Annotated in this window: 13 protein-coding genes; 2 read left to right on the forward strand and 11 right to left on the reverse strand. The window is 55.6% G+C overall.

The window, feature by feature from the left end:
- Nucleotides 1-3 precede the first annotated feature (3 nt).
- The 5 genes from AAFX04_10745 to AAFX04_10765 all read right to left on the reverse strand — a co-directional run bounded on the left by AAFX04_10745 (nt 4) and on the right by AAFX04_10765 (nt 4,112).
- On the reverse strand, nt 4-1,086 hold the full coding sequence (locus tag AAFX04_10745) for a flagellar basal body P-ring protein FlgI (protein MEO1045908.1): 1,083 nt from the start codon (nt 1,084-1,086) through the stop codon (nt 4-6).
- Nucleotides 1,087-1,184: 98 nt separating this feature from the next.
- A complete protein-coding gene (locus AAFX04_10750; protein MEO1045909.1) occupies nt 1,185-1,793 on the reverse strand; it encodes a flagellar basal body L-ring protein FlgH in 609 nt (202 codons plus the stop codon).
- On the reverse strand, nt 1,790-2,527 hold the full coding sequence (locus AAFX04_10755; protein MEO1045910.1) for a hypothetical protein: 738 nt from the start codon (nt 2,525-2,527) through the stop codon (nt 1,790-1,792). Before AAFX04_10755 ends, AAFX04_10750 begins: the two co-directional genes overlap by 4 nt.
- Before the next feature lie 3 nt (nt 2,528-2,530).
- Nucleotides 2,531-3,304 carry a flagellar hook-basal body protein gene (locus tag AAFX04_10760; GenBank protein MEO1045911.1) on the reverse strand — a complete coding sequence of 258 codons (774 nt, stop codon included), beginning with the start codon at nt 3,302-3,304 and terminating at the stop codon, nt 2,531-2,533.
- Between the two features lie 70 nt (nt 3,305-3,374).
- The gene (locus tag AAFX04_10765; GenBank protein ID MEO1045912.1) at nt 3,375-4,112 is read right to left on the reverse strand and encodes a flagellar hook basal-body protein; all 738 of its coding nucleotides are present in this window, start codon (nt 4,110-4,112) and stop codon (nt 3,375-3,377) included.
- A 398-nt stretch (nt 4,113-4,510) separates the two neighbouring features.
- On the opposite strand from AAFX04_10765, the gene AAFX04_10770 reads away from it, so the two are divergent.
- Both AAFX04_10770 and AAFX04_10775 read left to right on the forward strand, forming a co-directional pair.
- Complete coding sequence (locus AAFX04_10770) at nt 4,511-7,057, forward strand: AAA family ATPase (protein ID MEO1045913.1); 2,547 nt, start codon at nt 4,511-4,513, stop codon at nt 7,055-7,057.
- Nucleotides 7,054-8,409, forward strand: coding sequence for a calmodulin-binding protein (locus tag AAFX04_10775; protein ID MEO1045914.1), 1,356 nt, complete (start codon nt 7,054-7,056; stop codon nt 8,407-8,409). Before AAFX04_10770 ends, AAFX04_10775 begins: the two co-directional genes overlap by 4 nt.
- Here AAFX04_10775 and AAFX04_10780 read toward each other — a convergent pair.
- From AAFX04_10780 to AAFX04_10805, 6 genes are all read right to left on the reverse strand, one after another.
- A complete protein-coding gene (locus AAFX04_10780; GenBank protein ID MEO1045915.1) occupies nt 8,318-8,617 on the reverse strand; it encodes a hypothetical protein in 300 nt (99 codons plus the stop codon). The genes AAFX04_10775 and AAFX04_10780 overlap by 92 nt on opposite strands.
- A gap of 251 nt (nt 8,618-8,868) precedes the next feature.
- Entirely contained in the window at nt 8,869-10,062 is a 1,194-nt protein-coding gene (locus AAFX04_10785) for a fumarylacetoacetate hydrolase family protein (GenBank protein MEO1045916.1), read from the reverse strand.
- Between the two features lie 11 nt (nt 10,063-10,073).
- Entirely contained in the window at nt 10,074-11,828 is a 1,755-nt protein-coding gene (locus AAFX04_10790) for a sulfatase-like hydrolase/transferase (GenBank protein MEO1045917.1), read from the reverse strand.
- A gap of 34 nt (nt 11,829-11,862) precedes the next feature.
- On the reverse strand, nt 11,863-12,282 hold the full coding sequence (locus AAFX04_10795) for a hypothetical protein (GenBank protein ID MEO1045918.1): 420 nt from the start codon (nt 12,280-12,282) through the stop codon (nt 11,863-11,865).
- A gap of 67 nt (nt 12,283-12,349) precedes the next feature.
- Entirely contained in the window at nt 12,350-13,732 is a 1,383-nt protein-coding gene (locus tag AAFX04_10800) for an FAD-binding oxidoreductase (protein MEO1045919.1), read from the reverse strand.
- Nucleotides 13,729-14,550 carry a hypothetical protein gene (locus AAFX04_10805; GenBank protein MEO1045920.1) on the reverse strand — a complete coding sequence of 274 codons (822 nt, stop codon included), beginning with the start codon at nt 14,548-14,550 and terminating at the stop codon, nt 13,729-13,731. Before AAFX04_10805 ends, AAFX04_10800 begins: the two co-directional genes overlap by 4 nt.
- Nucleotides 14,551-14,552 lie beyond the last annotated feature (2 nt).

A 14,552-nucleotide genomic window follows, 5' to 3' on the forward strand; every position in this document is an offset into this window, starting at 1 on the left:
TCCTCATTGTACGATTATCTCCGCATGCAGCGCTCCGGCCGCCTTTATCGCCTGCAGGATGCTGATGATCCTGCGGGTATCGACTTCGGCGCGGTTCAGCCCCTCGACCAGGCTGGCAACGCTGGTGTTGGGGAACTGCATCGCCACATCCTTCCCGCCTTCCGATATGGTGAGCTGGGTATTGGTGATGATCAGGCTGCTGATGTCAGTGGCGAAACCGCCGATAAAGCTGGGCTGCGAGCCTTCATTGTCGCTGATCACCGAGATTCTGAGATCGCCTTGCGAGATCACAATGCTCGACAGCCTGACATCACCGCCGGCCACGACTGTGCCTGATTTCTCATTGATAACGATTCGCGCCGAACGGTCGGGAACCACGGCCAGATTTTCCAGCATGGCGATGAAGCGCGGTAGATTGCCGCGCGCCGGATCAACCATGATATGCACCTCATCCGCGCTCACCACTGATGCCCGCGCGGCACCGAGCTGGACATTCACCGCATCGGCAATACGCTGTGCGGTAGTGAAGCTCGGTTCGCGCAAAATGAAGGACAGGCTGTTGTCCGACGACAGCAGTTGCGCCTGTACCGCCCGTTCTACGGTCGCACCATTGGGCAGCGTTGCCGATGTCGGATAATTGCTCTGTTCGCGATTAAGCTGCGCCTCAAAGCGATAGCCACCGGTGACCAGCCCGCCCTGTGCCAAGGCGTAAACCATCCGGTCGGGCCCCATAAGCGGGGTCATCAGCAGGGTCCCGCCGGCCAGGCTGCGGGCATCGCCGATCGACGACACGGTGACGTCGATCTGATCCCCGACATTGGCCGATGGCGGCAAGCGGCCGGTGACCAGAACCACCGCAATATTGCGGGTGCTGATCTGTTCGTCGGCGACATTGGTGCCCAGCCGGTTGAGCACATTGCGCAGGGCAACGCGGGTCACGGCACTGCGTCGGGTATCGCCCGACCCGGCCAGTCCGGTCACCAGACCATAGCCCACCAGTGCATTATCGCGCCAGCCCTGCAGCCGGCCAAGATCCTTCAGTGCGATGCGGTTGAGCGGCTGGGACGCCTGAACGGGTTCATTCATCTGCGCTCTTGCAGGCTGTACCGGACCTGCAAAGCAAAGCAGCAGCATGGCCAGACCAGACACGCAGAAGCCATTTATGGAACGGGTAATAATGCGCATCAGCTCAGTCCCAGAAAGCGAAAGATACGCGTGATCAGGCCAGGCTTGGCGCTACGGGTGACAAAGCCCTTGCCATCATAAGTGATGCGGGCTTCTGCGATACGCGAGGAAAGAATGCGGTTGTCACTGGTTATATCGGCCTCACGAACCCGGCCCTCAATGCCGATATCGGTCGCCTCCCCATTGATGAACATCACCTGCTTGCCGGCGACCATGAAGTCGCCATTGGTCAGCCTGTCGGTGACCTCGACGCTGATTTGCGCGACCATGCGTCCGGACCGGCGCACCTCACCGCGCCCGGAATAACTGCCGCCAAAGGACAATTCGCCGTCCTCGCTGAGCGAGCCGCCGGCAATCCTGCCGTCGAGGCTCTGACTCTTGCTCGATCCATTCTGCGCGCTGTTACTTGCGCTGGCATTTTCGTACACCACAACGGTCAGGATATCGCCGATATTTCGGGCCCGCTGATCGCTGACCAGCGCTGCCCATCCATTGTGCCTGTCGCGATAGAGATCGCGCGCCGCAGCTGATTGTGTGGCGGCCAGCATGATTGTGAGGGCCATGCCCATGGCCAGAGCACGGCAAGGCCTGAGGGAATATCCGGTCATGGCTCTTCTCCTGCCAGGCTGTCGGGCTCACCCGGATGATAGATGGTGGACAAGACTCGACCGTCGGCGGTTTCGACGAACAGCCGCTGGCCAGGTATCGCCGGCTGCAAGGCGGAAACGCGGCGGATCACCCGTGCTGGTCCGCGATTGACGATGAATAGCAGGTCGGTGCCACTGTCGCGGGCCTGTGCCGGCGCCAGGCGGACGGCACCCAGATACTGCCCGGCAGCGATATCATCGCCCGCACGCAGCACCGAGGCATGGCGATCATAACGCAGCAATTGCCGGTTAACCGGCAGCCGGCACGGCACCGGCCGGGTATCGGCTTGGGTGATGATCGCGCCCGTCGCCAGCGATGTCGTGGTTTCGGCACATACAGCAGGGCCTGTCGGCGCCGATGCCATCGTCTTGCCGCTATCCCGTGGTGCAACAAAATGAAACCGGATGCTGCGTGCTACGGATTTCTGCTCGAACCGCAGCATTGGGAATTGCATCCGTGCCTCGGCCTGCAACCGGCTGACCGGGACTTCCACCATGTCCAGATGATCGTCAAAATGCCAGATGATCCGGCGCGCCATGCGGCTACGCAATGGTTCGGAATAAGAGGAAAGATCAGCAATATCGCCCAGCCTGACGACAGGGTCCTCAAGTTCTACTGCGGCGGTATTCGCTATCGTCAGCACCGGAGTAGCCGCCGTCGATAGAAGCAAAAGGTTGGCTGTGAATATAGCCATGGTTCACCGCCGCAGGCTGTTGGCGATACCCATCATCTGGTCAGCCGCCTGGACAATCTGGGCATTGGAGGCAAAAGCGCGCTGGACCAGCATCATCTCCACCATTTCCTCGGAAAGCTCGACATTGGAGCCTTCAACCGCGCCCTGTACGAACAGGCCGTTGCCGTTTTCGCCGGCGAGACCAGTATCGATTCTGGCACCTTCAACCGGCACATAATAGCCGCCATCATGGCGCTCCAGCTGAGCCGCATCGGAGACAGTTACCAGGCCGATCTCGCCCAGCGGCACCGGTTGCTCGCCATTGCCCATAATGGCGCTGACACTGCCGTCACTGGCAATCTGCACCGCCATCACCCCATCCGGGACAGCAATGCGATCACGCAGCACCATGCCATTCTCGGCCGTCAGGAACCCCTCGTCATTGATCTGCAGGCTACCACCGCGCCACAATGTGGTCTGGCCCGCCGCGCCGAGCAATTCGATAAAGCCGGCGCCGTCAATGGCGAGATCCGTCGCCCGGCCCGTGGGGCGAATCTGTCCCTGGGAAAAAAGCTGAAACCGTTCGCTCGCCATCACACCACCAGCCGCGCTGGTAGCCGTATCACGCAACTGCAATGCATCCGGCTGCTGCATCCTGATCGACATGATTTCTGCAAAGCGGACATCGGATCGCTTGAAGGTGGAGGTGTTCACATTCGCGATATTATTGGCAATGATATCGAGAGCCCGTTGCTGGGCATCGAGACCGACGGAACCAATATAAAACGCACCATTCATCTGCTCGCTCCCCTGTCCATTGCGCCTGGAACAGCGCTTGTGAAAAATGCTGCAGGCTGTGTTCCTGCGCTCAACTCTGACCAAATGTGGAAATTGCCTGCCCCATCAGTTCGTCATAAACCTGTACCAGCTTGGCTCCGGCCTCAGCCTCACGCAGCGCCGCCATCATCCGCACCATCTCTGTCGTTGCAGAAACATTCGATGACTCGAGAAAGCCCTGCCGCAATACCGGTTCGTCGACCTCGCGCATCCCGCTCTCGCCGGCCCGGAATATGGCACCGCTGACTGCCTCCAGCCGGTTCCACCCGCCACCCGCCTGTTCACCGTCATCAACTGGTGCAAATATCGGGATGCGCGCGATCGGCACGTCATCCTCAAGCACGATGCCGTCCGGCATTATCTCCAGCTTCTGGCCCGATATCGCCAAATCGCCATCTTCAGACTGCAAGACGAAGCCTTGGGCGTTGACGATATGGCCTTCGGGGGACAGCGAGAAATCGCCCTGGCGTGTGTAGAACATCGCATCCCCACCACGCACCAGAAACATACCTGCACCGGATATCGCAATATCCAGCTGATTGCCGGTCCTTACAAGATCGCCCTGTGCCATATTGTTGGCAAGGTGGACAGCCGCATCATTGCTGATGCGCCGACTTTGGTTCCGTGCGTCAGGCGTTACATCAAAGCTGTCTATGGCGTAGGATTTATATCCGCTGGTAGAGGCATTGGCGATATTATGCGCAGAAGCCTCCAGCTTTTGCTGCCCTAAAGACATAACCTGATACGCATTTTCTACAATAAAGCTCATTCCGAATTTATTATTCGATTCTTTTTTATTTTCAATAAGAAATTTATATAAGGTAAAATATCTATTAATGCTAACTATATTAGAGTTTTTATTAATATTTATAGAGAAAGTTAACGCAGAAATACAAAAATTTAGGTAATCTCACTTTCTTTTATTGATTTTGTTGATTATAAGTATTTCATAGCCAGGCATTATAACGAACCCGGAAACATTGCCCGATTGCGCAATGCATGAACAATCACCCTCACCATCAATCACTGAAATTCTTTACTGATGCACCGGATATACTTTACGGAATTTGCCGGAAAGCGTGGGGCAGACTTGGAGAATACGGGTATCTCAAGACCTCATCCAACTACTAGCTGAAGCTTGTTCAGAGCAGCATTGGGAGCAACGGTTTGCGTGAAGCGGAATTCAGAGCCTGGTTAAAACAGCGCGGCGTAAGTCAGAACTCCATCAACACGCGCAGCTATGCGATCCGCACAATCAACAAGAATTTGTCGGCACTCGGCTGGCCTGACAGTAATTTGGACGATCTCGTCAATAACGGCGAAATCGAGCAACTTCGCGAAACGATGAAGGATCTCCGGAAGGATGCGAAATCTGGCGGCGAAAAGTTTCGAATTCTAATGCCCGAGTCCAGCAATCCAGATGGCAGATTGACAAGCTGGATCAGTTGGTTGGGTCAATATGAACAGTTCGCAACTGGGGCTTCGTCACGTGCAGCACCCGAATTTGAAAGCCTTTACCGGCTTTGGGATGAGTTTCTCGAGACCTGGCCGCTGGAAAGACTGCAATCGATGACGCTGGGTGAGTATAGCTCGGCGGGTTCCAAGGACAGCCTTACATATTGGCTCGAAGCCAGACTGGGTGAGATGGGGAGCATTTGGGGAGGCTCGGCCTTCAAATTTGGAATCTTCTCCCGGGCAAACACTGAAGCCAAAAGCAGCAACAAGACGCACTCATATGACGATGACTATGGGTGGAGCAGTGAGCTGGGTAACAGTGCCGATGAGGCCTTCACCAGGGTCAGAGCATCAATTCTCTCGATCGTACAGGCAGCGCGAGCGGGCAACATGGAAGCCGTCCAAGCACATAAATCTGTCTGGCAGGTTGTTGCCTGGAAGCTTGCTTTCCATTTCCAGGACCGCGAGCATCCATCAATCGTCAATATTTTCAAGCATGATTGGTTGGTCGATCATCTGGGCCTGACCGACAAGAAGACATCGCGACCAGAAATCTATAGGTTGTTGCTGTCGCAACGCGAGAGCGGTGAAGGCATTCTCGAATTTGGCCATCGGATATGGACAGAGATGGAAAGCAAGCGACAAGATCAAAACGCAAACCAGGTGACAGAAGGTGAAGATGTGGACGCGCCACCGCACATACCACAAAATCTCATTCTCCATGGCCCCCCGGGTACCGGCAAAACGTATCACACAGCATATGAAGCGGTGAGGCTGTGTAATGGCTCGGCACCGGAAGACCGTAACGAACTCATGGAGCAATATAATCTGCTGGTCGACCAAGACCGCATTGCTTTTGTGACATTCCATCAGAATTTCTCGTATGAAGATTTTGTCGAAGGCTTGCGGCCCAGCCAGCAGGATGAGGATGGAGAGCAGATCGAAAGCGGCTTTCGTCTGGCTCCCGAAGCTGGGATTTTCCGGAAGATCGCCGAACGGGCGCAGATTTTCCAGGCAAGGCAATCTGGTGGCATCGACCTAACGGGTCGCCGTTTCTTCAAGATATCCCTCGGCGAAGCGGCGAAACCCGAACAAGCCTATTTGTTTGATGAGGCCATGGACGGAGGCTTTATCCATATCGGCGACGATGGTGGAATAGATTGGAGGCAAGAGCGCTTCGTCGACAAGCAATCCATGATCGACGGCTATGCCGAGGCTCATAACGGAGAAAGGCTCCACCCGAATAGCGGCCTGATCGAATACCCTTACAGGCTAAAATTGCGTGCGCGACCCAGGGACATAGTCATCGTCACCAAGGGCAATCTGCTGTTCCGTGCCATTGGCGAAATTTACGGAGAGTATGAACAGGTATCGCGGAAAGAAGACGATTACACGATGCGCCGGCGGGTAAGATGGCTCTGGGAAGACCGATCAGGCGTCGATCACAGTGTAATTTGTCGCAAACGCTTCTCTCAGGTCACGATGTACGAATTCTCGAACAGCGATCTGAAGCTTGATGCGATTGCTCAGCTTGTTGACGAGAAAGACGAAGGCCTTGAGCAGAGCGGTGATAGCCTTCCCTATGTGCTGATCATTGACGAGATCAACCGCGCAAATGTCTCAAAGGTTTTTGGCGAGCTGATTACCCTTGTTGAGCCAGACAAGCGACTGGGTCAGGCAAATGCTCTGACAGTGAAATTGCCTTACTCGAAACAGGATTTCGGGGTGCCTTCCAATCTTCATATAATCGGCACGATGAACACCGCCGACCGTTCTATCGCGCTTCTGGACACTGCATTGCGGCGACGCTTCGACTTCAAAGAGCTTGCACCCGACACCAGCGTTGAGGCGTTCAAATCGGCTGAGGGCCAAACTGGCTTGCCGCTCAGCAGAATTCTGCAAACAATCAATGACCGCATTGAATATCTGATCGACCGGGATCACCGAATTGGCCATGCATTCTTCATTGGTTGCAAAACGCGCGATGACGTTGATGCTGTGATGCGAGACAAAGTCATTCCCTTGGTACAAGAGTATTTCTTCGAGGATTGGTCGCGTGTGCAATCAGTCCTTGGCAAAGGGTTCATAGGCTCAAAACAACTCAAAGCGCCCCCGGGGATCGATGGCCCGGAACAGCGCAGTTATTTTGTCCAAACAGGCAATGGCGAAACCGGAGGCAGATTCCCTGCCAATGCCTATGATCTCCTGTTGCGTGAAGAGGAGGACTTCGAAGCGCTCCATAAGGATGAGGATATTTGACCCATCTTTCCTGCCTCGAATGGTCGGAAGTACCAGTACATAATGGCAAGGCGGGGGTTCCTTCAGGACACTTTTCACGAGATCAGGCCAACTCGATCTTGAGTGCTGCCAAAGCGCATCCTCTCTCCGGAAAGGATGGTTCGCAAATCATCGAGGATCGACACAGCTGCCTGAGAACCAAGCAAATGGTTGGCGTGATCGCCGCCGAGGGATGCTCACTTGAGATATTGCCCAAGATTGATGGCAATGGGCCTGCTGCAATCCGCCATCACCTCGTGTCGATGCTTGATCTTGTACTCAAGCTCAATATCGGAACAGGGAATTCAGCCAACCTCGGCACGCAAAGGGAAAGCCTGCTCGAGATTGTCATCAGGCACTTTGCCGATGCCTTGCTTTCCGAGGTACGAAGAGGTTTGCCAAGGCGTTACCTGGCCCATGAAGATGACCTGCCGCAACTTCGTGGACGCCTCAACATAGGAAGGCAATTCACCCAGCTTGCGGTTCGGCTGGACAAGGTCGCAAGCCGCTTTGATGCGCTTTCGCACGATATCCCTTTGCTGCAGATCATGAAGGCGACCGTCAATTTTGTTTTGCACCATAGCCGGAATCCGAAAACAACCAGACGCCTGGATGAACTCCGTTTCCTTCTTGCCGAGGTCAGTGATATCCCGGTGAGTGCATTGCCGTGGAACGCGATCCACATCAATCGTACTAACTACCGTTGGCAGTCACTGCTCGAAATATCGCGACTGTTCCTCAAGCGCGATTGGCAGAACACAAAGGCTGAACGTGACGGACTAGGCGGACTTTCGCTTCTATTCCCCATGAACGACTTGTTCGAAGAGTATGTTGAGGCGCTCCTCGGCAAAGCCGCCAGAAGGTTGCCATTTGACATCAAGTCGCAAGGCGGGCGCAAATTCTGTCTTTTCGAGGAATCGGCAGAGCCCGGACCATTCTTTCAAACCAAGCCCGACTTTATGCTGCTGCAAGAAGGGAAAGTCGTCTCGCTGATTGATGCAAAGTGGAAGCGGCTTGTGCCAAAAACCCGGGACAAGAAGCAGCAAATTTCGCAAGCTGATGTCTATCAGATGATGGCCTATTCGCGGCTCTATGACTGTCCGGACCTGGTGCTCCTATATCCGCATCACATCAGGCTGGGAAATGCGCCTTTCGAGCGCGTCTTCCGATTGAATGGGGGACAAGGGCATGATCGTTTGTCTGTTGTTACGCTCGATATAGCGCAACCTCCGAACGCTGTGCTCAATGCGCTCGCCGACCTGCTTGAGCGAAGACTTCCGGCAAGGGCGCAACACCTGCTCCAATCTCCACCTTCTGGCGGTTCTCTGGATTAGTCGCAAAGCCTAAAGCTGCAGCAAAGAGCTTGGCAAAGCCGTCAGCGTGCTCCACCGTATTTCGAACAAAGGGGCTCGTAACAAGCTTCAATATATTCTCGGCGCTGACCTTCGCTTTGGCTTTTGCCTTTTTTCGTTCAACTAATGGATCAATACCATCAGCAATTTTGGCGCGGCCCTCATCCCTCAAATCAGGTGCTTTTTCCAAAGAGACTTCCGGCTAGGCTCCAAAGGCTAGCCGGAAGTCTCTTGCCTGCAAAATGAAACTGACAACACCATAGTTTCGCATCCCAAAAGGTGGGCTATAGGGTGGGCTTAATTCTTTGATTGCCGAAATGTCAAAAGGGAGCCGATAGGGGACAGGCTGCTTTCGGTTATACTTTCCTCAAGTTTGCAAGCCATCTTGATAAACGGGTCCAAGGTTGTTGGACTCGTCTTGAGCAAACTTCTAGTATATCGTTAGCCGATAACTTTCACTTCAATGCTGCCCAGACAAGATGATCGATATTGAACTTTGTCGCCTGGTTGCAGGAAGTGCTCTGAAGAATTCTCATTCTCAATAAAGGTGGCCTTGGCCGTTTCGACAAGCCCGCGCTTTGAAAATGGCCCTCCGCTTGCGATATAGCTTGCCACACCTTCTATCAGGTCACCGCGCGTCGGTGGCGTAAAGATCGTTCCTTCTGCTGTTCCAGACATCAAAGTCATGCCAGCGCCTATTTTCCCGTCCTCAGCCAGGGAGGTATACTCTCCCTGATAGAGGAAACGCGGCTGCTGCATGTCTGCAAGCGCCTTTTCAGTCAGTTGGCGGAAATCTAGTGTCATTTCGCCGCCGCGCGCATCCTGGCGTGGCTCACCATTGACGCTTGTCGTCATGCGCAGCTTTCGGACAAAGCTTGACCAGTCTTTGGGGATGACAAGGAATGGCCCTGTCGGGAAGAAATCGGGCCCACTCTTGGCATCGCTGAAACCGGAGCCGGAATCGAGATTGTCGGGATCGGCCAGTTCTACCAGTGCGTTGCGGTTTGTGAAATCGCCACATAGGAAAATACCCTTCACCGCTGCGTCAAAGTCGGCAGGCGAAGCGATATCGCGGTCAAAGCGCATGCACAGTTCCACCTCATAATCCAGCAATATGCCGGGCGCGGCTTTTACCTGTGTCCTTGCCGGTGTTGCTGTGCCGAATTTGGGGAATTGGAAGACCGATGCGCTATTGGCTTCTTCGGCGTGTTCGGGAAAGTTGGTTCCGGTGCCGATATGCTGTGCGCCACTGCTGCCACTTGCAAGCAGATCAGACACGGCGATTGTTATTGTCGGCGCGCTGGCAATGTCGCTGGCGCTGTTCGGCACATAGGGCAGCGAGGCGAGAGCCGCGAACGGATCAACCGCAGGGTCTGCACCCATTGCCACAAGATCGACGCCGATCACGGTTTCGCCTGCAAATCCAGTCACTAATATAGTGTGTGTCACGCCCCGTGAATCACGAAACTGTGCCAAGGTAACTGCTTCCTCAAGCGGTGCGATTGTCGATTGCAGAGGTTTGTCCTCAAAGCTGGCGATGTTGTATCTCGGGTCGGGTGATGTGGCCCAGGCAATCAGCAAACCAACAGCAAGCAGCAACATGACAGTGCCGACAATGATAGCGCCGCGTTTCATCGCCTTCTCCCTTATCCGCGCCAGTAAAAGGCCGGACCCGGCATATCACGCCCGTCATCAGGACCTATCTCGGCATCAATCAACGCGTTCAGACGGTTGTTAAGGGCAAGGATGACATCGTCTGAAACTCTGCCCGTGGCGATCAGGTTTTCGCTCTCGCCGGGGTCCGCCTGCAGATCAAACAGCTCCAGATCGTTTCGCGCCTTGAGATCATCCAGCGTCTCTGGCCGATGGTGATCGCGCGGCGAGAAATAGCGGCCAAATTTGTAATTGTCGGTGACGATGCCACGCATGAAACTGCGCTTGCCAAGATCAGGAAGAACGCCTGCATCGGCGCTATTGCGCAACTTTTCCGTCAGCGAATCCGTTGCCTGATTCTTCAGTCCTGCGCGGGCAAAGTGCGGATCGCTATGGTGGATGACACTATAGGTAATCAACGCGCCTTCGCCCGAACGGCTGCGTTCGGTTGATCCGGCGGCCAGCTCGCCCGACACATCTCTGCCTTTCATCGCCGGATAGCGGCCGGTCACCTCGCTTTGGCCCATTCCGGCAAGGCCGAGCATAGTGGGGGAAAAGTCAAGCGCGGATACCAGGCCCGTATTTTTGCGCGAGGTGCGCGCATCGGGGTGCGACACCACAAAGGGGACGTTGAGATTTTCACGATACATCCACGGTCCTTTCTGTCGCAGTCCGTGGACACCGCCCATTTCTCCGTGATCAGAGGTCAGGACAATGATTGTGTTCTCAGCCTGACCACTTTGTTCCAGCGCATCGAGTACGGTGCCAAGGTGCCGGTCGACATCGCGAATGCAGCTATAATAATAGTCGCTGAAGCGGGTCCATGCCACGATATCATTATGCGGCATGGACCCGTAGAAATCGTCCATAAAGGTCTCATAATCCGCCTGTGTCGCTATTCTCCCGGGATAGTCCGAGGCGCGAAAATCGCGGGGCAGGCCAAAGCTCTCACTGCTATGATAAAGCGGATCGTCGGGCATCGGCAGAACCGGGCCGGGAAAACTGTTTTGCACACGCGTGCCAGCCTGATCCCCTGTAGCATCAAAGTACATGATATCATGCGGATTGACGAAGCTGACAGTCAGCGCCCAGGGCTGATCAAGCCTTGGGGCCTTGCCCGTAAGCCATTGTGCAGCATCCTGCGCTATCCGGCCGTCAAACTTCCATCCATGCTGGCTGTCGATCAGTTCCGGGCCCCAGCCATAATCGGCATATCCATAGGGCTCCAGGGCCGTTGCCCTATCCGGTGCCTGCTCCCAGGCCGCGTGCTGCGGCAGGTCGTGCAGATGCCACTTCCCCTTATAGGCGGTGTAAAACCCGGCATCACGCAGCATATGGCCAAACGTCGGAATGGCCGGATTCAGCGGCCTGCCGATCAGCGGCACATTGGTGTTGTCCTGCACCTTTGTGTGCTGGACATGCTGGCCAGTCCAAAACACAGAGCGTGACGGCGTGCACAAGGGCGATGTGACGTTCATGTTGGTGAACATCGTGCCCTTTTCCGCAATCCGGTGGTGATTGGGCATGGCGAGATTAGTCGGCAGCGTCTCCCAAGCGCGCTCCTGATCCACCATGAGGATCAGCAGATTAAGGTCGTTTCGTGCCTTGGGAAGAGGCGCACCGAAACTGACTGCGCGCGTTCCGGGCGCTTCTGTTGGTGCAAACCAGCCCAGCCCATAGCCCGCAGCCCCAACGGCTCCGAGGCCAAGGCCTGCGCCAATCACGTCCCGGCGAGAGAAGCGAGGCATTGTTCAGCTCCGATCAGCGTTCTTACAACCATAGCTAGTCAAATGTCTGCGGGGCCATAGATGAATCGGAAGCCCGATCAGAGAAAAACTGTCCGCGCCAAAGTTGCAGTAAAACCAGAAGCAATCCCATGACAAATGCGCCAATCAAAGTCTGGCTTAATCCAAAGATGATCATCAACGAGCCGGACCAGAACACCCCTCCAAGCCCAGCCGCTGCGCGAAAATCAACGTTCAACCCCATCAGCAACAAGATACTGAAAAGAAAACAGGTTTTAGACCAGTATACCTTGTTGGCGTCGATCATTATTTGGGCAGGAAGCGTCGCATCGCTATAGGTTGCGAATATATTGATGCCGTCACCAAACCAGAGCCGCGCGGTCATATTGATGATCAGATAGGCGTAGCTCAGCAGGAAAAGATAGAACAACCAGTCGGTTTTCAGTGAGTAGCGCATGAAAATAGGTCCTCATTATTTGCTGCCGCAGCGCTTAATGGGAGGCTGCCCATAAAGCCGCCAGCAATCATGCTTCTGCAAGAGAAGCTTTGCGTGTCTGCTTGTTCCGGTCATGGCGCCCCATCCAGGCATTGAACAAACCATCAGGATCATATTTCGCGCGCAGTGCATCAAGGCGTTGCAGTTTTGCATCCCGGGTAAAGCGCGCTGGCCGGTTGCCCAGATTTTCATCCGCCAGCTGGATACCGAGCGCATGCTGCTGCATCTGCTCCATACATTCGGTAGCCCAGCCTTCATATTTGTGATCGTCTTCGGCATGCTTCCATTCGCCGTAAACAGCGAGATAATGTTTGGATTCCAGCCCGAACGCCATATCTGGGCGCTCACTGGGTGGCTGCCAATTTAGCCACAGACTATGGCTCGGCGCGGGCGGCATGGTGTCGGCAATATTGCGCAGGCCCGGCAGCAAATCATCGATAGGCGCTTCGGTCCAGATATTGTCCGCGCACCAGCGCACATCGGGCGGGAAGTGCGTGATATTGGCGCCGATCGACATCAGACTGGTGCTGATCGGGATAAGCGGGGTGGTGAAGCTGGCAAGGTGCCGGATCGGGCTCTCGTCAAGGAAACGCACGGCTTCCTTCGCCTCTTTGCGGCTGCCTGCAAGTACAGGTGCGACCACCTCGATACCCGGTCCGAATATGCCGCCAGCCTTGGGCGTGATCACCATCTGAAACTCTACCGAGCGCGGTACCTCAGGGCCGATCTCGTCAGCCCAGCGATACAGCGCGTCAAGGTGCTTGCGTTTGAATATCTGCATCTTGAGCGCAGTATGCTTATGTCGCGGATGGAGTTTCAGATGATAGCATAAGACCACTGCAAAGAACCCGGGGCCAGAGCCGCGCGCGGCCCAGAAGATATCCGCATTTTCGTTTTCGCTGGCATGGATTTGTCTTCCGTCCGCAAGTACCAGATCCATCCCGATAACACTTTGCGTGGCGAGACCAAGCTCACGGCTGCCCCAACCAAAGCCACCCTGAAGCAGAAACCCGCCCAGCGCCACGTCCGGGGCATGCGCGATGGGGAAGAAAAGCTTGTGCTTCTTCAGTGCGCGGTCGAGGTCAAGACCCCAGCAGCCCGGGCCGACCTTGGCAGTGCGCGCTTCAGCATTGATTTCGATCTGGTTGATCCGCGCCATGCTGAGCAACAACGCGCCCTCGCGCAGATGGTTCTGCGCCCAGCTATGCCCGCCCGAGACGATACTGACATTCCAATCATTACCCCGCGCTTGCTCAAGCGCTGCGACGACATCCTTTACATCATTGGCTTCAACCAGCATCTCAGGTCTGCATCCTGGGTCGCGCGCATTGAAGCTGGTGCTGAGTACGGCCTTGTCAAAGCCAGCATCGCCGCGTTTCCAGACACGGCCTGGTCCCTTGGGGCGTTTCATGCTGCATTCCTTTGCACATGCGCACCGAAAGTCGCGAAGAGCTCGGGCAGGAAGCCAGCAAGATGCGCCATCTCCTGCGCATTGTGCACCAGCAGCTCGGCCGGATCGGGCAACATCGTGCTGGCAACCGGGCGAAGCAACCGCACCGCACCGCGCGCCAATGCGCCGGGATCGTCACCAATGGCCGAATTAGCACCCCCCATCCACATGCGCGAACGCATCTCTGATCCACCCTCAACCGGACGCAACTGGTGCAACAGCCAACCGGCTTTGAGCGGAGAACCGGGCAGGCCGACACGGGCGCAGACCACAAGCTCGCCCTTTGCTGCAAGCTGAGCCTCATCAAAACCCAGAGCCGAGGGCGGCAAGAAGCTGATCCCTGCCTTGGCGATATTGGGGCCGAGATATTCGGTGATCAGCGATGTCCGGCCAATATAGGCCTCATCATCGCGGCCATCGGCCCATTTTGCTTCAATATGCGCCTTGGGGTGCCACAGCTTATAGCGCCGCGCCTCACAGCCATGCCAGCCAAACCACCAATCCCACATCGCCGGCGTGACACGCGGCATATGGGTTAGGCAGAATACGCGGATCGCGCCGTCCGGCGCACGGGTATAGCCGGTTTCCACTGCCCAATAGCCGGGTTCGGCCATGCTGGCGGCCTGTTCCACCGGCGGGAATAGTTCATGCGCCTGATTTCTCGCCAGCAGCGCCTCTTTCACCTGTTCCTGCATCGGCCCGATGTCAGGGTTATAGAATTCGGCATAAGGGCCTTCGGCCAGTTCTAGTTCGGAATATCCGAGATTTTGGAGCATCATGA

This window comes from Pseudomonadota bacterium, from assembly GCA_039818985.1.
Taxonomy (GTDB): Bacteria; Pseudomonadota; Alphaproteobacteria; order Sphingomonadales; family Sphingomonadaceae; genus Alterisphingorhabdus.

Bases quoted from the DNA above. Each gene is read 5' to 3' on its own strand.
- AAFX04_10800 (MEO1045919.1), bottom strand. From the start codon at position 13,732: ATGAAACGCCCCAAGGGACCAGGCCGTGTCTGGAAACGCGGCGATGCT.
- AAFX04_10765 (MEO1045912.1), bottom strand. From the start codon at position 4,112: ATGAGCTTTATTGTAGAAAATGCGTATCAGGTTATGTCTTTAGGGCAG.
- AAFX04_10755 (MEO1045910.1), bottom strand. From the start codon at position 2,527: ATGGCTATATTCACAGCCAACCTTTTGCTTCTATCGACGGCGGCTACT.
- AAFX04_10805 (MEO1045920.1), bottom strand. From the start codon at position 14,550: ATGATGCTCCAAAATCTCGGATATTCCGAACTAGAACTGGCCGAAGGC.
- AAFX04_10760 (MEO1045911.1), bottom strand. From the start codon at position 3,304: ATGAATGGTGCGTTTTATATTGGTTCCGTCGGTCTCGATGCCCAGCAA.
- AAFX04_10745 (MEO1045908.1), bottom strand. From the start codon at position 1,086: ATGAATGAACCCGTTCAGGCGTCCCAGCCGCTCAACCGCATCGCACTG.
- AAFX04_10750 (MEO1045909.1), bottom strand. From the start codon at position 1,793: ATGACCGGATATTCCCTCAGGCCTTGCCGTGCTCTGGCCATGGGCATG.
- AAFX04_10795 (MEO1045918.1), bottom strand. From the start codon at position 12,282: ATGCGCTACTCACTGAAAACCGACTGGTTGTTCTATCTTTTCCTGCTG.
- AAFX04_10790 (MEO1045917.1), bottom strand. From the start codon at position 11,828: ATGCCTCGCTTCTCTCGCCGGGACGTGATTGGCGCAGGCCTTGGCCTC.
- AAFX04_10785 (MEO1045916.1), bottom strand. From the start codon at position 10,062: ATGAAACGCGGCGCTATCATTGTCGGCACTGTCATGTTGCTGCTTGCT.